The sequence below is a fragment of the Mucilaginibacter calamicampi genome, assembly GCF_042676765.1.
GTDB classification, from domain to species: domain Bacteria; phylum Bacteroidota; class Bacteroidia; order Sphingobacteriales; family Sphingobacteriaceae; genus Mucilaginibacter; species Mucilaginibacter calamicampi.
The window spans coordinates 285,111-307,598 of the sequence record NZ_JBHTHU010000021.1; the positions used below are offsets into that span (position 1 = coordinate 285,111).

The following is a 22,488-nucleotide window of genomic DNA, read 5'->3' on the forward strand; positions in this document are numbered from 1 at the left end:
AACACTTCGTTCATTGTTTATCAAACAATTACAAAATGTTCATTTTATTTTAATTTGTTCATTTTGTTCATTCCTATAGGTTTTACAACCTGAAGTATGTACCTTAACGTATATTTCGATATCTATACCCCAAGTGATATTAAAATATACTGATTTGCGACTACCCAATTCCCCTGAAAATGCTTAGTAAAAAAACAAACAACAGAATTCGCTATCTAACCTATGAGTCCATTTTTACCAAGTCACCTGGAAGAATTAAAGAGCTGCGTACTTGCTACGGCGGGTATAAAAAATCCTATACCGGCTGATTGTAAGTTATTATCAATATTAATTAATAAGAAAACGCGGCAAAACGTAAGCGAAACTACGCTGAAGCGCATATATGGGTTTGCGCACAGTAAGTTTAAGCCATCTCTGTTCACCATAAATACAATGGCGCAGTTTTGCGATTATGGTGATTGGCAGGATTTTCATGAAAAGAAAATAAGCCATGTAAAAGTTAATGAAACCGTTAAAAACGTAAGCTGGAAACAGCTGCAGCAAAAGGCTGCAACTGTAACTAATTTTACACTTCAGGCGCTAAAAAACAAGTCTGTAATTCCTTATAGCAGGACTATAAAGCGCGAGTTTATTGATTACCATATTAATGAATTTGTGGCATCCGCCAGTTCCGGAACAGTATTAGCCGCGCCGGCCGGTTATGGTAAAACCGTGGCAATATGCCATTGGATAGACGAGAAGCTGGCCGCTGATGAAGCAGGTAATAGCGGTGATATTATATTGCTGTTTAGCAGCAACGCGGTAGTGAGCGCCGTGCATACCGCCGGTAATATTAGTAACTGGTTACTGTCTTTATTAGGTTATAGTACTGATAATGATGTTAAAACCGCACTGGATGTTGCACAAAGAAAAAACGGGAAGTTTTTCTTAATTGTTGATGGGCTGGATGAGTTTATGTTTAAAAACGATCAGTTTAGAACTATACTTAACCAATTAGTAGATGTATTCGCGTTTTATCAGTCGCACAGTTGGTTTAAGCTGATATTAACCACCCGCACATCAACATGGATAAATAACCGGCATTATGTTGAGTTTAACAGCGATACCTGGTACACCGGTTTTCATAGCAATTCAAACTACATAAATGTACCCTTATTTGATCTGCGCGAAATTAATGCCTTGTGCCACAAGATAAATCCCGAAGCGCACGAAACTATAAACCCTGAGCTGGCCGAGATATTTAATCACCCGCTTTATTTCCAGGAGCATTATAAACTTCATAAAAATAATTTTTCGCTCAGTTCGGCAGATCATACATCCTTGTATGAATTAATAGCAGCATTTATTTTAAATAAGGTTTATTTAAGCTCTTTCTCGTCAGAGAAAATAGCATTTATAAATGCCATTGTTGGGCATCTTGATATTAAGAACAACAATTATAGCGTTAACAAGCTAAAAATAGAACACCTTATAAAGCAATATCCGCATGCTTACCTTGAATTGATAAGCCTTGGGTTTTTACGGGAACTTAATGAAAGCAGCGCCTTTCAATATAATACACACGTCCAATTTGGCAACTATAACTACCTGGAATATAGTATAGCGCAGGCGTTGTTATTTGATAACGATGAAAGGTTTGACAGCAATTTGATGACCGCTATAAATAAGTTGCTTAACCATAACCCGCAAAAGGTTAATGTGTTAAAATGGTGTGTTATACACGCGGTTAAAGTTGACGGATTAAAAGGGTTGGAGCATATTACAGAGGTGGAGTTAAATCCGAACGAAAAAACCAGCCTGGTAACATTTATTGGCGAATTACTTGAACGGGAATACAGCCTGCTACAACAAAGCGGGCCGTTAATGCAATATTTTAGACAACCGCTTAGTGATAAAATATTTCAATACTTTTTTGGGCTTGAGCTTATCAATCCTCACTACAGAAAAACGTTAAATACGCTGTTAAAGCTGGAGCTTTCTAACAAGCGGCGTATAATTATTCTTACTGCGCTGGGCATTATAGCGCTTGTTGAACTTAATTTAGACGAACTGCACAAAATTATTGATAAGCTGGAGACTTTTCCTGCTGACGACTTTAATACCTTACCTGTAAACCCGTTAAATTGTTTTGACACTTATTATCATTGCCTTAAATACAACATTGTTAAAAAAGATGCTATAAGGGAATTAACCCATTTATATTTTAATCCTCCTGAAGATAAAGGCAATTTACGGCAGAGCGCATGCAATGATATGCTTTATTTATTGGGAGTACATACACTGCTGTTGTGCCGCAACCCCAGGAAGATTTTACGCCTTGTAAATTTTCTGATGAAAAATTACAGAGCTGATAGCCTTGATGATTATACCACTCAATACGGTTATTTTATCCAGGTGCATAAGGCCAGCATGCTTTTTGAGATGGGTTGCAGGGATAAGGCGGGAATAGTTTATAAAGACTTGTCGGCTGCCTTTGCTAACAACCGAAGCGTGCTAACGCCGTTTATGACCATTCTTTTCCACTTCCTGCGTATAAGAACAATGATGGATACCCCGAAACAATTATCCATTTTAAATGAAGTTAAAAGCATTACCGCTATAGCAGAAAAATCGGGCTATAAATATTTAAAATTGCGCACAATGGTAATGTTGATGCATAATGAAAATTTGCGTAATTCGGCGCCTGAATTTTACCGGCATATAGCCTACGAGGTAAATAAAATATGCAGAGAAAATGGCTTAAATGTAAATATGTTTTTAGTAGAACCGCTGCAAACGGCGCAAGCCAAAGACGACTAGGTTGGATATAATTTGTTAACCCTTAGCAAAACATTGCTAAGGGTTAACAAATTAATAATATTGGCTAAACCGCAAATGCACAGGTGATGTTCAATTTTGTGCCCGAACTGCTACCCCACAGTTTAAGCAGGCGATGTCAACTTACAAAGGATCCGGTATAGCGTTAAAGTTACATTGGAATGCTTTTATTGCAGAAGGAGATCAGGATGTTTTTTATTCCTTGTATTCGCATTATCATGATTATCTGATATACATCGGCAACCTGAAAGGAGCCACGCTTGACAGATCAAAAGATTGTGTAAATGATCTGTTCCTGTATGTATTTGAAAACCGTGCCCGCTTACAGCATATAAATAATCACCATAATTACCTGGTAACGGCGTTTATCCGCAATCTTTTCCGTAAGCCGCATTTTAATGCCGAAGAGGGCGTGGAGTTGCTGGATTTACCGGAAATGCCCGTTTACCCTTCAGTAGAAGCAGAATATATCAGGCAAACTACTCAGCAACAGGTAACGCAGATACTGCAAGGCTATATTGATCAATTATCTGATAGCCAGGCAAAGATCGTCTATCAGAAATTCTACCTTGACCTTACTTACGAGCAGATCTCCCTGCTGAACGATATTTCTGTAAAAACGGCGTATAATACGATATATAACGCGGTCGAAAAGTTAAGAAAGCTAATCGGTCAGGATTATGCGCAGATGCTTTCGGCAGCTGTTTCTCTTTTTACAATTCTTTTTTTCATTTTTTTTAAAAAAGCATAGGAAAAATAGAGGGCAACCTGCTCTATTGTCCAAAGCTTGTTACTAATGCCGGATAAAGACATTACGCAATTACTTGATCAGGAGAGTTTCTTGAATTATTGTTTCGGCAGAAGCGATAGCGACGTGCGGTACTGGACCAAATGGATAGCAGATCACCCCGATGAGGCGATGCAGGTTGAGGAGCTTAAACGAACCGTCATTATGATGGCCAAAGCTTCTCAGGTAGCCTTGCGGGATAAACATTTTGAAGAGCTTCAGCAAAAAATAGCCGGCTCGCCTGTAATTGTGCCCATGCGGAAAAAAACATTTCGCATATCTGTATGGTCAGCAGCTGCCGCTGTTTTGATAATTGCGGGAGCCGCTCTGCTTTTTTACGCTGAAAAGCAACCAGAACAAAACAATGTCCTCGCTTTAAAAAAAGAAATTAAGCCGGGTGGTAACAAGGCTATTCTCACATTGGCCAACGGGCAGAAGATCAGCTTATCCGACTCAGATAACGGTCAGATAGCCATGCAGTCAAGCATAAAGATCACTAAAACAGCTGAAGGGGAAATAGTTTACGAAACACCTGTTGGGTTAATAGAAAATAGTGAAGCAAAGCCCGAGTATAACACCATAGAGGCACCGGTTGGGGGGCAGTGGCAGGTTATTTTGCCGGATAGATCTAAGGTGTGGCTGAATGCAAAATCGAGCCTTACTTATCCTACATTTTTTACCGGGAACGAACGGAAGGTGCAGCTTAAAGGAGAGGCCTATTTTGAGATAGCCCATAACGAAAATATGCCTTTTAAAGTGGCCGGCAAAACACAAACCGTTGAGGTGCTGGGCACCCATTTTGACATTATGGCCTATGAAGATGAGCAGATAGCCAGAACAACGCTGTTGGAAGGCTCCGTAAAAATTGCGGATAGTGGCAAGTCGCGCGTGCTGGTTCCCGGCGAGCAGGCGCTGGTTGGCCATGGAGCCATAAGGGTGACTAATAACATTGACCTGGAAGATGTGATGGCCTGGAAAAACGGCTATTTTAAGTTTAATGAAAGCCTGGAAAGCATTATGCGAAAAATTGCCCGCTGGTATGATGTGCAGGTGGTATACGCAGGCAATGTAGATCCTTCTATAAAATTCGGTGGGAAGATATCCCGCTATAAAAATCTTTCATCTGCCTTAAAAATAATGGAATTAACCGGAAACGTTCACTTTATAGTTGAGGGAAGGAGGGTTACCGTTATGCAATAACCTCACCCTGGCAAACGGTAGCTCAAAAAAAAAGCCAGAGGTGCTTGGAACCACCGCTGGCAAATGTTTGGGGCCTACCACCTGTTTTAAAACGGGAAAAATAAGCGCGAACAATATTTTTCGATAAACCCTAATAACAAATGTACAAAACTTTTTTACAAGTGAGGCGCGGTGTTTCTTACCACGTCCTAAAAAAATGCCTGTTAATTATGAAACTCACTATCATCATACTAACAACGGCCATCCTGCATGTAAGTGCCGCCACTTACGCACAAAAAATTACACTCAATAAAACCAAAGGCTCTCTTGAACAGGTATTTGATGATATTCGTAACCAGAGCGGTTATGATTTTTTTTATAACCTGAGGCTTATCAACAGCGCCAAGCCAGTTACGGTAAATGTAAAGAACGTGGACCTGAAGGACGCGCTTACAGAAATTTTCAGCGATCAGCCATTAACATATACAATTACAACTGAAGATAAGGCGGTAGTTGTGAAAGAAAGAATAACACCGGTGGCCCAACGTGCCATTACCGGAAAGGTTACTGACGAGAAAGGCAGCCCGCTGGCAGGCGTTGTGGTAAAATGTAAAGCCAATAATGCGGCAGCATCTACCAATGTTAACGGCGAGTTCAGCATTATGGTCTCTGATGAAAACGCGGTACTGGTATTTACCTACATTGGTTTTAACAGCCGCGAAATAAAGGCAGTCAACAAAATGACTGTGGTTATGCAGGAGGAGGTATCTCAATTGAATGAGGTAGTAGTTGTGGGTTATGGTACACAAAAGCGTGCCGACCTTACCGGTGCCTTAAGTTCGGTATCAAACGAAAAGATTGTAGCTACGCACTTTAGTAACGGTATACAGGCATTGGCCGGCCAAATTCCCGGTGTAGACGTTTCTACGGCCAGCACCAAGCCCGGCGGAGGATTTGATATCTCTATCCGCGGACAGAACACCATTAAATCGGGTACAGATTTAAGCGGTATCAACCCACCCCTTTACGTGTTAGACGGGATCTATGTTAACTCTATTAACGATATTTCGCCTACTGACATTGAGCGAATTGACGTATTGAAAGATGCTTCGTCTACCGCCATTTATGGTTCGCGCGGTGCTAATGGCGTAATCATTGTTACCACCCGCAAAGGCAAGCAAGGCAAAAACTCGGTAGAGTATATCGGCTCGGGCACGGTAAACGCAGTAATGAATCTTCCGCGTTTCACTACTGCCGACGAGTGGGTGCAATATCGTATAGACAGAAGCAAAGGCCAAAACTATACCAACCCTGCCTATCAACCTAACCTGGCAACCGTGTTGGGTGCGGCGGCATACGCTAACTACCTGGCGGGCAAATCAATTAGCTGGCCGGATGAGATATTGAAGAAAGCGTACATACAATCGCATGCCGTAAGTTTGAATGGCAGCGCCGAAAAGCTTACTTACAGCCTGGGTGCGGCAATCAACTCAGACAACGGTGAAATTAAAGGCGACGGTTACACCCGCTACAATTTAAGCGCGGCGCTTAATAAACAGATAAACAATACATTTAAGGTAGGTACTAATATATATTCTGCTTACGAAATAACGACAGGAGCAAGCCCCGAAACTTTTCGTACCATCTATCGCCTTAACCCCTTAACAGATAAGTACAATGCAGATGGAACGTTAAAGTTTTATCCGGACGGTATAACAACCATAACCAATCCGTTTTTAGAACAGGAAAACAGGCACACGCAAACCAACAACACGCATGTTTTTGGTAACATGTACCTTGAAGCGAAACCGCTGAGCTGGTTAAAGTTTACTACCACCTTTGCACCCGATATTAACCATTCGGAATATGCTTCGTACATCGGTTCTATGACCAAAACCGGCGCAGGAGCGCTGGCCAACAGCAGTGCCCAATACCAGGCAGGCCGCACGGTAAAATATACCTGGGATAACTTGTTGCAAGCTGATAAAACCTGGGGCGACCATTCTGTAAACCTGTTGCTGGGCGCATCTCAATACAAATCAGCTATCATGACTTCGGCCGAGGTAGCAAGAGCATTTCCAACAGATGCATACGATTGGTATAACCTTGGCGCGGGCACCATGTCAACCATGTCTACTAATTATATACAGGAACAGTTGAGTTCATTTTTTGGACGTGTTAATTACGACTACAAAGGACGTTACCTTTTAACTGCTACAGGGCGTACAGACGGTAGTTCCAAACTGGCAGAAGGGCATAAGTGGGCATTCTTCCCATCTGCAGCCGTTGCCTGGAGAATTTCAGAAGAGAAGTTTTTGAAAGACAAAACCGCAATATCTAACTTAAAACTGCGCTTTAGCTATGGTGTATCCGGCAATAACGGCGTATCGGCTTATAGCAGCTATCCAACAGTAAGCAATGCCAGGTATCTTTTTGGCTCTACAAGCGTAGCCAACACCTCGGCTATAACGCGCTTTGCAAATAAAAACCTTACATGGGAGCGAACCAGCGAGTTTAACCTGGGTTTAGACTTTGAACTTTATAAGGGGCGCATTAGCGGAACGGTAGATGTGTACAACCGCCGCACCAACGGCATTATCATGAACCGCGTTATGTCTGTACTTAACGGGTTTACCAGCCTGACAGATAATGTGGGTTCGGTTAATAACAAAGGTATTGAGTTTTCCCTGAACACTATCAATATCAAAACCGGCAGTTTTACATGGAATACATCACTCAATGTAACATCTAACAGCAACAAAATTATAAGCCTTTCTGACGGTTCAACCCGCGACGAGGCTAACGGCTGGTTTGTTGGGCAGCCGGTGGGCGTTGTGTGGACATACGACCAGGTGGGCTATTGGGGCGAAAACGAAGCGGCTGAAGCTAAACGTTATGGATTGGCACCGGGTAGCATAAAGGTGCGTGACATTGACGGAAGCGGAACGATAAACAATGCCGATAAGGTATTTAAAGGATCGCTTTTCCCTAAATGGACCGGGGGTATCACCAATAGTTTTACTTACAAAAACGTAGATCTTGCGTTCACGGTGACCACCCGCCAGGGACAATATTCCTATTCGCAGTTCCATGGATCATATTCGATGACGGACAACGAGAATTTCAACATACTGAAGCTTAACTACTGGACGCCGCAAAACACCGGCGGTAACTGGGTGCGTCCCGGCGTACCTTCCGGCCCGATGGAGGTGCTATACTTTCAGAAAACGCCGTATGTAAGGGTAGGCTACATTAACGCCGGCTACAACTTCCCTAAGGCCATGATAGGCAAAGTAGGGTTGAGCAAGTTGCGCGTATTCGCTTCGTGCCAAAACCCTTTCATCTTTACTGATTATGCAGGTTGGGACCCGGAAATAGCAGGCAAAGACACGCAAACCTATGGCTATCCTATGACACGCAGGTTTATGTTAGGACTTAATCTGGCGTTTTAATTCATCAAGAATCACACATATTAATAATCATGAAAAAATTAAGCACTTATATAGCGGCGATTTTGGTACTTACCCTCGCGCACTCATGTAAGCTGGAGGAAGTTAACCCGTCGTCGGTAACGAGTGACAAGTACTTCGTAACGCAAAACTCGTACGAGGAGTTGGTGAACGAAACATACAGATATTTGCGCCCTCTGCTGCAAAACACCGGACATATGTGGTACGGAACAGACATGTACGACAGGACCGGCGTGGTAGATGACACCCAAATGCCTATTAACGATTACACGGTGTTTACAGGCAATGAGAGCCAGAGCTGGTGGACAGACAATTACAATCTGATCACTAAAGCCAATACCGCACTGTCTCGTGGCGCGGCTATACAAAATAGTATCGACCCTAAAATTTATGCTACCCGCACGGGCGAATTGCTGGCATTACGCGCTTATGCCTATTTTAACCTGGTTGAATCTTTTGGCGATGTGCCATTGCTAACCAGCGAGGTTACCGAAGCTACCTACAATTTTACCCGCGCGCCTGAAGCAGATGTGTATAAACAAATGGTAGGCGACCTGAACCAGGCAATTACCCAACTTCCGGCAGATCCGAGTGACTACGGACGCGTAGCCCAGGCTATGGCCCAGCACCTGTTGGGCAAGGTGTTGCTTACACGCAGCTATAAATCGTACGCGCAGGCAACAGATCTGGCAGGTGCTGTTAGCGCCCTGCAGGTAGCTATGGGCAAATCAACCCTTACTACATGGGAAACACTCTTTGGCGACCAATATGCGGTTGGCAATAAAGAAGTGATCTTTGCGGTGCGCTATTCTGCTACCGATGCGAACAACAAAAATGGTAACAATCTTTATCAGCAGTTTAAGTTTTGGACTGACAGATTTGCGGGAGGAGCCCTTACAGCGCCATACTGGAGGCAGGATGCTTCATATCAGCCTAGTTCCTACCAGTTCAACCTTTATTCTGCCAATGACTTTAGGGCAAGCGAGCGGTTTTTGCAGAGAAACATTGTAGCTGCCACCAATTACGCGGCAGGAGCCAATGGAGCCATTAAAACCGGCGACCGGATTATGTACCTGCCCCGTGAGGCAATGACCGCAGATCAGATCACTGCATACAAGGCAGCCAATAAGCCTGTGTATTACGTAGTGAACCCGGATCAGTATCATCAATTTTTTGGATCGAATGTAGTATATCCTATCATTTGGAAATTTTACGACCCAACGGTAGTAGTTTATACCAACGGGGGGGTTGACCCACAAGGGCATCGGGATACCTACATCTTCCGTCGCGCCGAAACCATGATGCTGCTGGCCGAAGCATATGTTAAACAAGGGCAGGGAGCGCAGGCTACAGCACTGATAAACGAGTTGCGCCAACGAGCTAAACTGACAGGAAGTGACCTGTTAACCGGAAATGCCACCATAGCAGATGTGCTTGACGAATCTGCCCGCGAACTGTTTGGTGAATCAAACAGATGGATGGATCTGAAACGCACCGGAACGCTGGCCGACCGCGCTGTGAAATACAATGCCTTTACTGCTCACAACCATGCAACCGCCCTTGATGCTAAGTATTTGGTACGCCCCATCCCCGTAACAGAGATTGTGCGTAGCCCTACGCTGACCCAAAACCCTGGCTATCCTGGTAAATAATTATATAACCACTTAAACATTAAATCAATATGTACAAAAATATTCGAATCTTATTTGCAATGCTGGTTATGATCAGCGTTAGCAACATGGTATCAGCACAACAAAAAATAGCCAAAGACCATATTAACCCCTGGATCAAGCCATTGGGAGCATTGCCTCCGGTTGCCAACCTAACTGAGGGCATATGGCTGAAAGGCGATCTGCATGTTCATTCCAGCTACAGTTCTGAAGGTGGCTACGATCCTAACCGCCATCCGGTTGCCAAAATACTTGCCTTCGCTAAATCAGTGGGTTTTGGTTTTATTGCTATTACCGACCATGATAATCATGTTTTGGGCAATGTAGAGCATAATACCTGGGCCGACCCTGCATTTAAATCAACTGATTCTTTATTGCTGCTTTACGGTGCAGAATGGACCACCACCCGTGGCCATGCCAATACATTTTCGGCAAAGCCATACAATCATCAAAAGTTTTATGATGTGCGCGACCAGCGCGATGCTAACATCATAGCTGTAAAAAAGGAACTGGGTATCTCTGTATACGCTAACCACCCGGCCGGACCAAAAGATCATTTTGGTTTTTCTTATGATCTGGTTGATGGGATGGAAGTATGGAACTCTTGTTTATGGACCAAAAACGCTAATTCTAATTTAATTTGGGAAGACATGCTGGCATCGGGCCGCAGAGTAACTGCCAGAGGGGGTAGTGATACGCATTCGCCAAGTGATGTAAATTATATTGGTACGCCAACCACCTGGGTGTTTGCAAAAAACCGCACTACGCAAGCTGTTATTGATGCGCTTAACAATGGCCGCGTTTCTGTTAGTGCTAACCCTTATGCGCCACGCGTGGAGTTCTTTGCCGACATTAATCAGGACGACAAGATGGATATGATGATGGGTGATAACGCTAAATCAACCGGTAAGCCTATTAAATTCCGCGTTCAGTTAACCGGAAACTTAGTGGCAGACAGTGTTTATACTGTTAATGTAATTAAAGATGGCCGCAAATTTGGCAGCTATAAGGTGACTGCCAAAAACCCGACAGCAGAGTTTACCGATACACCGAAGCTGGTTGACCGCATGTATTACCGCCTTATAGTTGAAGGCCCGTCTACCAATTATCCGCAGGTTCCAAAATCTGCGCAAGTAACCGGTAATATGGTTGCGCTGTCAAATCCTATATATTTTAATTTTGATCCCCAATTTTAGTACCGCCTGAGGTAAGGAGGTCTTAGGAAAAAGGGTTGCGCTTAATTGCGCAGCCCTTTTTTTATTGTTGTCCATTTAACCCAAACCGGTCCATAACCAGCGGGTTGCGACTGAAACTCACGTTTGCAGAAATATAGTAATCTGTAAACAAAAAAGGTCTGGCTTTATGGGCCGGACCTTTTATCATAAATGGTGATGTTAAGTAATGTAATACTTATTTAAGTACCACATCAAAATACTCAGCCTTTATACCCCTGTCACGAACTATAAGGGTATCCTTAGTAGCGTATTTTACGTTCAGGTTTTTAAAGTTAACCGTGTAGTCTAAGTATATAGCGCTGCGGTCTGTTCCTCCGATGCTATTTTTTTCGCCCTTTGAAACGAACTTACCTGTACCCGCAATATCAAAACTGGTGGGATTATCACCTGCTACTGTACAAGTTCCATTATCGGCAAAAGTTAGCACTAAGTTGAACGGTACATTGGTGCCCGCACTGTTCTTAATTGATAGTGGCAGGGTAGCAGTTTTTAACGAAGCGGTTGTGATATTAACTGCCTGGTTATTTTCCACGTACGGCGTGTGCCTGATTACTGTAGAAGGTGTTCCGGTTACCGGGGTAATTTGATCAACGCCTTTCCTTAAATAATCACCGTGCCACGGGTTAACGTATTTAACGCCATAAAGTACATAATCTTTAGGCGCTGTTATCCAATCCGTAGCCTTAACCCGTGATGGTGTTACAACACCCTTGGCACCCCTTAAAATTGAATCAGCGCCCGTTACTTTTGTCATTACCAGCGGTATAACATAGTTTGCTTTTAAAGCCAACGGATCAGCAAAAAAGGCATCGGTCAACTGTACCTCAACACCACCCAGCAGGCTTCCGGCTGGAATTTTTATCTGATTAGATGTTAACTGATAATATTGGGTAGGCATAGCCAGAATTTTAGGGCCGTTGTTGTTGAAATAAAGATTATTCAACAACGTTTCGTCCACATTCACGTTTACCAATACATCTTTTTTATTGTCGTACACGCCGCCTATTGTGGCCTTAATAGAAACCTTACGCTGGTTATCCAAAGAATTATCAACAAATTGATCTTCTCCCAGCTCTACGGTGCGCATTGGGTACTGGCTTGCAAAATAAACGGCGGAGTAAGTAAAATCGGGGTATACTACCGGAGCATTTTTGCACGATGCCAGCAAGCCCGCTGAAGCTGCCAGTCCTATAATTATTTTATTAATTTTCATGTTTTTTAATTTAAACTCTTTTAACTATTTCCAATTCGCGTTTTGTAACAGCGTATTATATTTTAAAATCTCAGAATTTGGAATAGGCCCGTAGTACATATAATTCTGGTAAGCACGGGTCTCTACGCTATTCAGCGGAGTATAAACCGTTCCGTTCACATCCATGCCACGTACAGTCTCATTCAGTTTAGTAATGTCTACTTTCCAGCGACGAAGATCCCAGAAACGGAAGCTTTCAAAACATAATTCTAAACGGCGCTCGTTACGTATCAGCTCCCTCATTTTGCCTTGATCTCCTTTTACTTCTTCCAAATAAGGATCAGAGTTTATACCAAGCGCTCTTTTACGAATGGCCTTGATAACATCATACGCTGAATAAGCTTGTGTACCAACGCCAGTAGGGCCATAGGCTTCATTAGCAGCTTCGGCATAGGCAAGGTACATTTCGGTGTAACGCATGCGGGGGGTATAGTGTGTTTTTCCGTTTGCTCCAACCGAATTACGATTAACATCCATACGCAGGCGTTTTTTCATATAATAGCCTGTGCGTGTAGAAAAACCCGGCCTTTCATTAATGCCGTCACCGGTACCTGCGGTTGTACCCGTCTTAATAACGGTATTGCTTACACCGGCTGTGCTGCCGTTGTATATTATATATTTTGCAAACCTTGGGTCTCTGCCGGCGTATGGCGCGGCGGCATTGTAACCAGAGGCTGCATTATCAATAGGGTATCCATTGGCCATAGGGAAAGCGTCTACCAGATTTTGAGACGGATTCATAAAGCCCGCGCCTGTAGCGTTTGCACCGTTTATTGACGTTGGGAAATTCTGGTTTTCCTGGGTAGCGTCATTAGTTACAATATTCTCTCTCCAGATGATCTCAGGCGGATTGTTACCGCTTGCTAAATTGTCAATTTCTGACGCGTTAGCATAATAAGTAACACCGGTGGCCGGCAATGCAGCTACGCCCCCTTTATAGTTAATTATGGCGGCAGCATAACCGGCAGCATCTGCCCAGGTTGCCGGGTTAGCGCTGTTTTGAAAAGCCGGGCTGGCAGCTAATAAAGCTGTTCTGGTTCTTATGGTCTTAGCAATCAATCCGTTGAATAATTGACGGCCATATTGCCCCATTACGCGGTTATAAGTATCAAAATTTGATGTATACTTTTTATACCGATCAGGAATTTGTGATGCGTTGGCTATATCATTGTACTCAACCGGAAGATAAAGCTCAGCACTATCCAAATCTTTATAAACCTGTTTAACGCAAGCATCAAAGCTGGCGCGGGGCACATTAAACTGAGCGTCAATTGTTTGATACTGAGTAATAATAGGCACACCTAGCAACTGCCCGTTAGCGGCAACTCCGCCGTGGTTGCGTAGCAAATAATACATAAAAAGGCCGCGCAAGCCAAAAGCTTCGCCCCGCATTCTCAGGTTAAAAAGCTTCGCTGCCTCAGGGTCTGCTGCCCATTTAACCTTATTTGAATTTTCAAGAAACAAATTAAGATACTGCATCGCTTCATAACACTGGTTCCATGTAGAAGCCGGGTTGTTTTGAGACGACCACGACCCTGTGGCCAGTTGCAAATAACCGTTACTTAATTGGTTTGTCACCGCGTCATCCGTGGCATATTCCGAGTTATCGTAATAGCCGGGGATATTCCTGTAAGCCGTAACTAAAAAACCCTGAGCAAAGTTTACATCTGTATACATCTGATCGAGTGATTTTAAATCCTCCGGCTCCGGGTTCAGGATTTTTTTGCAGCCTGCAAAAAGCATAACTGCTAATCCAAGAAACATGATCTTTATTTTCATATAATTTTAGCTAATAATCGTAATTAAAAAGAACCTTTAACGCCTAAGTTAAAAAAGCGGGTTTGGGGTGGTATACCTACGTTGGTCTCCATATACTTGCGCTCTTTTGATATAACAAGCAGGTCATCACCCTGAACATACACGCTCAAACCATGAACAAACGAATTCTTAAACATCTTGTCATCAAAGCTGTAAGTAAATTGAACACGGCTTAGATTAAAGCGGTTTACGTTATACATCCAAAAAGTAGAGTTCTGGAAATTGTTAGAGCTGTTTGTACTTGTAAGGCGCGGATAAGTGGCTGTAGCTTTGGTTGCCTCTGTCCAGCGTCCCAAAACAATGTCAGAATATTTAGTGTTACCACCAACCCAGTAACTGGAGTTGTTTTTATAGCCAACAGCACCATTTATACCTGAGCCTAATACAAACATTGTTAAGCGTTTATATTTAACTGTCAGGTTCACTCCGTACGAAAATGGAGATAATGCAAAACCGTTATGCCCTAAATTTACCTGATCCTTCGCGTCAATTACTCCATCTTTGTTAATGTCGCGATACTTAATGTCGCCTGGCGCAACTGTTCCGCCAAATGTTTGCCTTGCAGAATTTGCTATATCAGCCTGGCTTTGGAAAAAGCCTTCGCTTATATATCCAAAATTGGCATCAATAGGTAAACCGGTTCTTGCCTGGTAGCTTTCTGCAGGTGTTTCATCCCTGCGTAATACTTTGGAATTGTAGAACATCCCGGTAACGCCTAATGAGTATTGTACTTCCCCTACCTTTTCATTCAGGTTAATTGCAAAATCAAATCCTTTACGTTGCTCCTTACCATAGTTTATCCATGGACGGAAATCACCCGAACCGGCAAAGTAAGAAGGATAAATGGAAGCTCCGCGGGCAAGCAGGCCGTCTGTAGTTTGCGAAAAGTAATTAAGGTCCAGGCTAATTTTGTTTTTAAACAACGATGCGTCTAATCCAAACGACAACTCATTACGTTGTACAAAGGTTAAATTACGGTTGTCTGCCTGGCCCACAAGTGTTGTACGCCCACCGGCCAAACCATCGCGCCAGGTGTAAAAACCACCAAGCGTAGCATTGTTACTAAAATAACCCTGGTACAAGAATTGGTCAACGGCACCCGTAGTACCTGGCCTTGTGCCCGTAACGTCCAGATCTTGTTTAACAGAAGAGTATGAACTTTTGATCTTCATGTCGCTGATAAACGGCAGATTATCTTTAATGAAATCTTCGTCGCTTATGCGCCATGCGGCAGTAACGGTTGGCGAAAAGCCATTACGTTTTTCTGGTGGCAGTTTTGCAGAATGTACCAGCGCTCCGGAAAAGTCAAGGTAATATCTCCTTTTATAATTGTAACCGGCCTGAACACCAAGATTTGTATTTTTAATAGGCTGGTATCCGCCACCAACATCAGCGGAAAGCTGCGTTGTGTAACCCCAGCCTACTAATGCCGCGGTAACATTATGATCAGTTGCAAAGGTACGATCATAGCCAAACTGCGCTTTTAAAGACACCGTTTGAGAATACGAAGCTGCGCCAATTGCCTCGGTTGTTGAGTTTCTGTCAGCACCGAATTTTGTTAAATTGGTAATTACATCTTTTCCATTAACGGTGGTCCAGGTGGGCTGGTAAGTTGCGTAAGGCAGTGTGTAGGTTTCGGTATATAATGTGGTATAATCTAAACTACCTGTAGTTTTGAAAGTTAGACCTGGCAAAACCGAACTTAAGTCTGCCTGTAAACCTAAGTTATACATAAATGTATTTGACTTGGTTTTAATGTAACCGGCCGCCAACATGTCTGATAACACGTTAGTTTGGTTGGAGCTTGTTCCGCCAAGTAAATACTGCCCGTCAATAACATGATTACTGCCTTGTACAATTGTTTGCAGTGCCGCATTGTTAGGATCTAACATATTTATTGGGATAAGCGGCGAATACTTGTTAAAATTGGGTGCAAGTGTTGATGTTGCGTTCCAGTAGTTTCCGCGTCCTACATAATTGTTGGTACTAACAGCCGCTGCGTCAACGGTTGCAGTTAACTTTTTAGAAATTTTAACGTCCACATTTCCCCTGATGTTGAATTGTAAGTTGGCGTTATTTTTCTGTTCGCCGTATTTAAGCAGGTCATTATTATAGGCCACGCCAAAATTTGTGTAATACCGGGCAGCGTCGTTACCACCAGATACCTCCATAGTAACGTCAGACTTGTTGTACATTTTTTTAAGATAGTCAGAGCCCAGTAAATTAATGTCGGCATACCTGTAAGGGTTTGTGCCTGCACGGGTGGCATTAATTTCATCTGCTGTGTAAGCAGGAGCAATCTTATCGTTAGCTAATGCCTCATTGTAAAACGTCTTGTAATCGGCCGCGTTAAGGTATGTTGGATAAGATTTGGGTACATACACACCGGTATTAGCGCGTACATCAATCTGTAGCGGGTTAATACTGCCTCGTTTTGTAGTTATCATTACAACGCCTTTAGAAGCGCTGCTGCCGTAAAGTACAACGGCGCTGGCTCCTTTTAGCACTGATATAGACTGTACCTCAGTCATCCGTATATCCGAAGCACGACGAGGGATACCATCAACCAAAATTAATGGTGCCTGGCCCCAAACATTTCCGTTATACCCTGCAATAAAGCTTCCTAAATTGTCTAAGCTGTTAGTGCTGTAACTTTTCTTTAGTATCTCGGTTACGTTTACCGATGCAGCGGGAACAATCAGATCCTTTTTTGCAACCGATCGAAACGCAACGTTTACCAAAGTATCTGTGTTTTCTTGTGCATATGCTGTTGATAATCCTGATAGTAAAACAACCAGGAGAGTACAGCATTTTCTTATGTTTTTTCTCATTACTTTTTAGAATTTTTAGTTACCAACCCGGATTTTGCTTAAACTCGCTGTACATGTTTATATCTGATTGCAGGAAAGGGAACCAATAATGCCTTTGAACCAATTGTCTTTCAAACAGTACGGTTTCTCTGTAATTATTAACCTTAGCATTCCGGGGGTCTGCATATACTTGCGCGTTGGGAAGTGCTCTATCGAATTCAATCGCTTTTTTGTAGGTATACGGGCGTTCTGTTAAAAGCAACCAACGGCGCAGATCTACAAAACGATGACCCTCAAACGCTAACTCTACGGCACGCTCACGTCTTACTTCACTTAAAAAATCGGTGGTAGTGCCTAAAAATTTCGCAGCTACATTGGCAACGCCGGCTCTTTGGCGAATTTTATTTACAGCATCAACCGCTGTAAGCGCGTAGCCTGTGGCAGTGCTTTGAGGCGTACCATAACCGGTTGCAGTAGCTTCGGCGTATAGCAGGTATACATCAGATAAGCGCATCAGGCTTAAAACAAACGTGTTGTTTTCCCTGTAGCCGTCAAACTCATTCATCAGTTTGGCTACTATTTTTGAATTCAGGTATCCTGTCCAAACCTTATTGTTGCCATCAGCTGTTCTGAAAAGGCCACCGGTGAAAAGACTGGCATACTGGCGGAATTCGTTGTTGCCTACAGCTCCACCATTTTGCACACATTTTTCGCCGTCAATCATAATATCATTGTAAAAACGGGGGTCGCGGTTTCTCCATGGATATGAAGGATCATAGCCGCTTTCAGGATCTGCCTTTTCCGGATCAACAATAGGTAGGCCGTTAGCCATGCCGTAATTATCTACGTAATTAGCAGTAGGGTAACATTTTATACCTGTTGTTTGAATAACAAGCGGACGGTAATCATTTACCTGATTGTAACGGAAACGGCCGGTTGCGCCGGAAAGACCCTCCAGCATAATTGCCTCTTTCAGACCCGGAATTTTGCCGCCCGCGTTCCAGGTATTAAATAACTCGCGGTATTGCGAAAATGGTGCTAAAGAGTAGCGGCCTGTTGATTCGATAATTTGAAGTGCCTGGGCCAGCGCGTCAGCAGCCTTTTTGCAATAAGCGGCATTATAAGTGGCGCTGCCTGTAGATGACCTGTTCATTAAAGGACTGCCTGCCCACAGGTAATTTTTACCCATATAGGCAAGTGCCATTATTTTGTTGATACGGGTATTATTGTTACCAAGTGTTGTTTTACCGGCAGTGGTAGCGTCCCAGTCAACCGGCAATAGATCAGCTGCCTTTTGCATATCGGCTGCCACTTTATCAGCGCAAGCCTGGTAGCTAAGACGAGGAACTTTGACGATCTGATCTGCCGGATAAACCTGATCCAGATAAGGTAAACCACCCCAATATTCCATTAGGCAATGGTGGAAAAATGCTCTAAAAAAGTATAATTGACCGGCAATCAGGTTTTTTTCTTCCGGGGTTGCGTCAATCATTTTGTCAAGGTTGGCCAGGCCCAGATTGGCCTTGCGGATACCATACCATGATAAGCCCCAAAGCTGTCCTTTATTTCCGGAGTCAGTATTACCCGCGCCGGCGGCGTTGGTGCCAAACATACTATATAAGGTGTTTGACCAGCCCGGATAATTACCCTGATCAACCTGGTACATCATCAATCTGGTTTCACCAACTGTCCAAAATTCTTCTTCGCCAAGGTTCCAGGAGTTGTGGAACTGAGCAGTGCTATTCTGCGGAATGCAATTATACAATTCTTCAGTAAAGCCTTGAAAGTTTTGAAAGTTTTTGTACGGATCTGTTGGTAAAATATCGGCAAGCGGAGACCGCTCAAGATATTTTTTGCAAGAATTAAGCGTGCCGGTACCTAACACAATGGTTACCAGCAACACAATTTTTTTCATGTTATTTTTCATCTTTAAACAGTTTATAATGTTATATCAAGACCCAGGTTGAAACGCTTTAAAGTGGGATATGCTCCACTGGAAGAATCATTATTCGCAGAGGAGAAGTTAGACTCACGGTCATCTGGCATTTTAGTCCACAAAAGCAAGTTATTTCCGTTTACAAATAACCTACAGCTCTTCAACCCTAACTTTTTAACAGCGTTGCCAGGAAGCATGTAGCCTATTTCAACATTTTTTAAACGAACGTATGATCCGTCATAAGCGTAACGGGTACCGGTTGCACCAAACGCATCAAGAACACTCCAGCGGGGCGGAGGTACCTGGCCGCCACCATCTTGCTGAAAATAGAAAGGCTTCTCAACAAACAACACGTTACTCTTTCCTTGAAAATTAGGGAAGTTGATTGTACGTGTAACATTGTTTACCGCGTAGAACTGGGCAAAAAAGGTAAAGCTTTTCCATTCAAAGCCTATAGTTGCATTATAGGTATTTTGCGGATTACCTGTATAGCCGAAAGGTGCCTGATCCTTCGCATCAATCACACCATCGGCGTTAAAATCGGCAATATTATAGTCGCCGGGTAACTTGTTTTGGTTATTGGCCGAGCGGGTTGTGCTGCCAAGCAGGTCATCCCAGCTTTTAAGGAAGCCGTTATCAATGTAAGACCGGTTTTGACCGATTGCATAACCCTGCTGTTTCTGGTAAGAAGGGGTCAAAGCAGGATCATCACGGAAAATGGTTAAATTGGTAGCATGCGTCACTGCTGTGTTTAGATAAACACGAATACCGTTTGCAAACCTGTGGTTCAACCTTACTTCAATTTCGTAACCCTTACTGGTAGATTCGCCCAGGTTGGCACTTGGTGTGCTTCCGCCATAACCAAAAAATGATGGGATAGCGCGGCCTGAGGCAATCATAATCCTGGTTCTTCTGTCGCTAAACACATCTACGCTACCGGAAATATCACCTCCAAGGAAACCAAAATCAAGCGCTATGTTGCGTTTCTCAGCGGTTTCCCACGAAAGATTTGGATTACCGATAACACCTTGGCTATATATTGTGTATGGGGTATTGGCTACAGGGCTGCCCATTTGGGTGTTACCGCCATAGTTGTAGGAATCGCGAAACGTAAAACGACCATTGGTAGGAACGTTGTCATCCCCAATTCTTCCCCAGGAGCCTCTTAGCTTTAACTGATCTATGAAAGTTAGTTTTTCCATAAATTTTTCTTTGCTGATTACCCAACCGGCAGATAGCGACGGGAAGAAAGCAAAGCGATAATCAGGACCGAACTTCTCAGAACCGTTGTAAGCGCCATTGGCTTCAAAAAGATACTTTTGTTTATAATTATAGGTGGTACGGAAAACCCAATCTTCGCGGTAGGTTGGAAAGTTACCTCCGTTTGCAGTGCGCTGGCGCTGCACAACTGCTAAGCCTGTTACGTTATGATCGCCAAAGTTGCGGTTGTAATTAATGTGAAACTGATAGTTTATATTACGATAAACGTTGCGGGTATCCACAGCACCGCCATTAGATGACCAGGCAATAGCATCGTTAAAATCAAACTGCGTGCCTGTGTTTCTTGGCTGCTCGTATGATACCAGGCCGTTAGTAGGATTAATCCACTCGCGCTGGGCAGGGTTAAACTGGTCGTTTATACCCCGGTTGTTTTCAAGGAACGTATTGTCTAAAGAAAGGCTGCCCCTCAAGCTAAGTCCTTTGGTTACCATATCCAGTTGTTGCGTCAATACAAAATCTGTAGTTAACTGTGTTGTAGTACGTTTCTCAACACCTGAGTAGGCCAGCCAAAACGCCGCGTTAGGCTGATCTTGAGTAGATAACGGGTAATAACCATAAGTTCCGTCCTGATATACAGGTTTAAATGAATCAGGAGCTGTACGGTAAGCCGACGACCAGTAAGACCCATCACCGTTAGCCAAACCATAAGGCACCTGGCGCACACCGTTAGATCCAAACAAGTTGGTAGAAAACTTAGTGGTTTTGGTTAGGTTAAAATCAAGGTTACTACGAACGTTAAACCTATTATAACCAAATTGCGACTGATAGCCCCTGTTATTTTGGAAGGTTTTAAATAAGTCGGCTTCCTGGGTTACGTCAACACCGGCAAAATAGGTTACCAATTTTGAACCGCCGGAAACGTTAATAGAGTTATTGTAAGATTGAGCGCTGTTTTTAAATAATTCTTTCTCCCAGTCTACATTTGGATAACGATCTGCCTCATAAGCATTGGCAGGATAGCGGTATTTGTTTACCATATCCATAGGAGTATATCCCGCCCATGTGTTTAAATCGGCGATAGATTCCCTTTCAATAATTTTATTCTTCAAAACCAAACCATCATACGAGTCGTATTTTGCGGGCAGTTTTGACGCAATTTTAGTTGTAGTGTTTGACCTGATAGAAACCTGAGCCTTACCTTCAACGCCGCGTTTGGTGGTAATTAATATTACGCCATTGGCGCCACGTACACCGTAAACTGCCGTAGCCGACGCGTCTTTAAGTACAGACACGGTTTCAACTGAAGATATATCTATAGCGTTTATAGATCTTTCAATCCCATCCACCAAAATAAGTGGAGCGCTATTGTTCCATGATGTTACCCCACGAATTACGATCTGCGGATCTTCTGAACCGGGCTGCCCTGAAGAAGAAGTTGTTACAAGGCCCGGTAAGTTTCCGGTTAAGGCCATGCCAAGGTTGGTAACGCCGCCTGTACGTTGCAGATCTTTACCGGTGGTTTGGGCAATAGCGCCAACTACGCTGGCTTTCTTTTGTTGCCCGTAACCAACAATCACAACTTCATCCATCTCTTTGGAGTCTAATTCCAATTCGATAGTATTTGAGATGTTAGCTAATGCGGTAAACTCCCGCGTTTTCATGCCAAAAGAGGTAATGGTGAGCACGGTATTATTAGCAGGTACAGACAATGTGAATTTCCCGTCTTTGTCTGTGGCTGTTTTGCTATTGTTGTCACCTTTTGCAATTATCATTGCCCCTATAATCGGATCTCCGTTTTTTTCTGTAACTGTACCTCTCACCGTAACGCGGGTTTGGGCGTGCGTTACAGATGAGTTAAAAACCAGAAGCAGCACCAGAAGACAGATTTTGGGAATTATTTTTTTTATATTTTTAATTATTATCATTTTTTCTTGAGAATAAATAAGTAACGACTTCTTATAATTGGTTTGGGAGGAGGTTTATGGAACCGGTTGTGTATAATAAATGTTGATCCTCAACAAAACGGCTTATCCATTAACCACACTTTTCCCTGTGTTTTTGTAAAACTTATATTTTCATGTGTTTTCGTTTTAAAGGGGGATAGTTTACGTGGTGTTGCTTACCGGGTAATAATGAACAGGCCGTTCATTTATTAGCATCAAGTATTTGGTAAGAAAATTTGAAAGTAAAGTATACCCTATATGACTTAAATTTTTGTGATTAAAAAACAGAATAATGCTCTTCAGGCGCTATCATCGGATAGCGGAGGCAAACGCGTTACGTTGGTGCTTTC

11 protein-coding genes are annotated in these 22,488 nt (G+C 43.1%); 6 read left to right on the forward strand and 5 right to left on the reverse strand.

Translation table 11 applies throughout. The annotated features are described in order from the left end of the window. The first annotated feature begins 222 nt into the window (after positions 1-222). The 6 genes from ACFQZS_RS17040 to ACFQZS_RS17065 all read left to right on the forward strand — a co-directional run bounded on the left by ACFQZS_RS17040 (position 223) and on the right by ACFQZS_RS17065 (position 11,119). The gene (locus ACFQZS_RS17040; protein ID WP_377102166.1) at positions 223-2,799 is read left to right on the forward strand and encodes a hypothetical protein; all 2,577 of its coding nucleotides are present in this window, start codon (positions 223-225) and stop codon (positions 2,797-2,799) included. 133 nt (positions 2,800-2,932) lie between these two features. Further along, positions 2,933-3,568, forward strand: coding sequence for an RNA polymerase sigma factor (locus ACFQZS_RS17045; RefSeq protein WP_377102167.1), 636 nt, complete (start codon positions 2,933-2,935; stop codon positions 3,566-3,568). A 45-nt stretch (positions 3,569-3,613) separates the two neighbouring features. Beyond that, entirely contained in the window at positions 3,614-4,804 is a 1,191-nt protein-coding gene (locus ACFQZS_RS17050) for a FecR family protein (RefSeq protein WP_377102168.1), read from the forward strand. 209 nt (positions 4,805-5,013) lie between these two features. After that, positions 5,014-8,235 carry a TonB-dependent receptor gene (locus ACFQZS_RS17055; protein ID WP_377102170.1) on the forward strand — a complete coding sequence of 1,074 codons (3,222 nt, stop codon included), beginning with the start codon at positions 5,014-5,016 and terminating at the stop codon, positions 8,233-8,235. A gap of 29 nt (positions 8,236-8,264) precedes the next feature. Beyond that, a complete protein-coding gene (locus ACFQZS_RS17060) occupies positions 8,265-9,905 on the forward strand; it encodes a RagB/SusD family nutrient uptake outer membrane protein (RefSeq protein WP_377102171.1) in 1,641 nt (546 codons plus the stop codon). Positions 9,906-9,934: 29 nt separating this feature from the next. Beyond that, positions 9,935-11,119 carry a CehA/McbA family metallohydrolase gene (locus tag ACFQZS_RS17065; RefSeq protein WP_377102172.1) on the forward strand — a complete coding sequence of 395 codons (1,185 nt, stop codon included), beginning with the start codon at positions 9,935-9,937 and terminating at the stop codon, positions 11,117-11,119. A 214-nt stretch (positions 11,120-11,333) separates the two neighbouring features. Here ACFQZS_RS17065 and ACFQZS_RS17070 read toward each other — a convergent pair whose 3' ends face one another. Genes ACFQZS_RS17070 through ACFQZS_RS17090 form a run of 5 tightly spaced genes read right to left on the reverse strand, consistent with a single transcriptional unit; the run spans position 11,334 to position 22,069 of the window. Continuing rightward, complete coding sequence (locus tag ACFQZS_RS17070; RefSeq protein WP_377102173.1) at positions 11,334-12,371, reverse strand: DUF5627 domain-containing protein; 1,038 nt, start codon at positions 12,369-12,371, stop codon at positions 11,334-11,336. A 24-nt stretch (positions 12,372-12,395) separates the two neighbouring features. Beyond that, complete coding sequence (locus ACFQZS_RS17075; RefSeq protein WP_377102174.1) at positions 12,396-14,189, reverse strand: RagB/SusD family nutrient uptake outer membrane protein; 1,794 nt, start codon at positions 14,187-14,189, stop codon at positions 12,396-12,398. A gap of 23 nt (positions 14,190-14,212) precedes the next feature. Further along, entirely contained in the window at positions 14,213-17,059 is a 2,847-nt protein-coding gene (locus ACFQZS_RS17080; RefSeq protein ID WP_377102175.1) for a SusC/RagA family TonB-linked outer membrane protein, read from the reverse strand. Between the two features lie 19 nt (positions 17,060-17,078). Then, positions 17,079-18,953, reverse strand: a complete 1,875-nt coding sequence (locus tag ACFQZS_RS17085) for a RagB/SusD family nutrient uptake outer membrane protein (protein WP_377102176.1) — start codon at positions 18,951-18,953, stop codon at positions 17,079-17,081. Positions 18,954-18,976: 23 nt separating this feature from the next. Then, complete coding sequence (locus ACFQZS_RS17090; RefSeq protein ID WP_377102177.1) at positions 18,977-22,069, reverse strand: SusC/RagA family TonB-linked outer membrane protein; 3,093 nt, start codon at positions 22,067-22,069, stop codon at positions 18,977-18,979. Positions 22,070-22,488 lie beyond the last annotated feature (419 nt).

Bases quoted from the DNA above. Each gene is read 5' to 3' on its own strand.
- ACFQZS_RS17040 (WP_377102166.1), top strand. From the start codon at position 223: ATGAGTCCATTTTTACCAAGTCACCTGGAAGAATTAAAGAGCTGCGTA.
- ACFQZS_RS17045 (WP_377102167.1), top strand. From the start codon at position 2,933: ATGTCAACTTACAAAGGATCCGGTATAGCGTTAAAGTTACATTGGAAT.
- ACFQZS_RS17050 (WP_377102168.1), top strand. From the start codon at position 3,614: ATGCCGGATAAAGACATTACGCAATTACTTGATCAGGAGAGTTTCTTG.
- ACFQZS_RS17055 (WP_377102170.1), top strand. From the start codon at position 5,014: ATGAAACTCACTATCATCATACTAACAACGGCCATCCTGCATGTAAGT.
- ACFQZS_RS17060 (WP_377102171.1), top strand. From the start codon at position 8,265: ATGAAAAAATTAAGCACTTATATAGCGGCGATTTTGGTACTTACCCTC.
- ACFQZS_RS17065 (WP_377102172.1), top strand. From the start codon at position 9,935: ATGTACAAAAATATTCGAATCTTATTTGCAATGCTGGTTATGATCAGC.
- ACFQZS_RS17070 (WP_377102173.1), bottom strand. From the start codon at position 12,371: ATGAAAATTAATAAAATAATTATAGGACTGGCAGCTTCAGCGGGCTTG.
- ACFQZS_RS17075 (WP_377102174.1), bottom strand. From the start codon at position 14,189: ATGAAAATAAAGATCATGTTTCTTGGATTAGCAGTTATGCTTTTTGCA.
- ACFQZS_RS17080 (WP_377102175.1), bottom strand. From the start codon at position 17,059: ATGAGAAAAAACATAAGAAAATGCTGTACTCTCCTGGTTGTTTTACTA.
- ACFQZS_RS17085 (WP_377102176.1), bottom strand. From the start codon at position 18,953: ATGAAAAAAATTGTGTTGCTGGTAACCATTGTGTTAGGTACCGGCACG.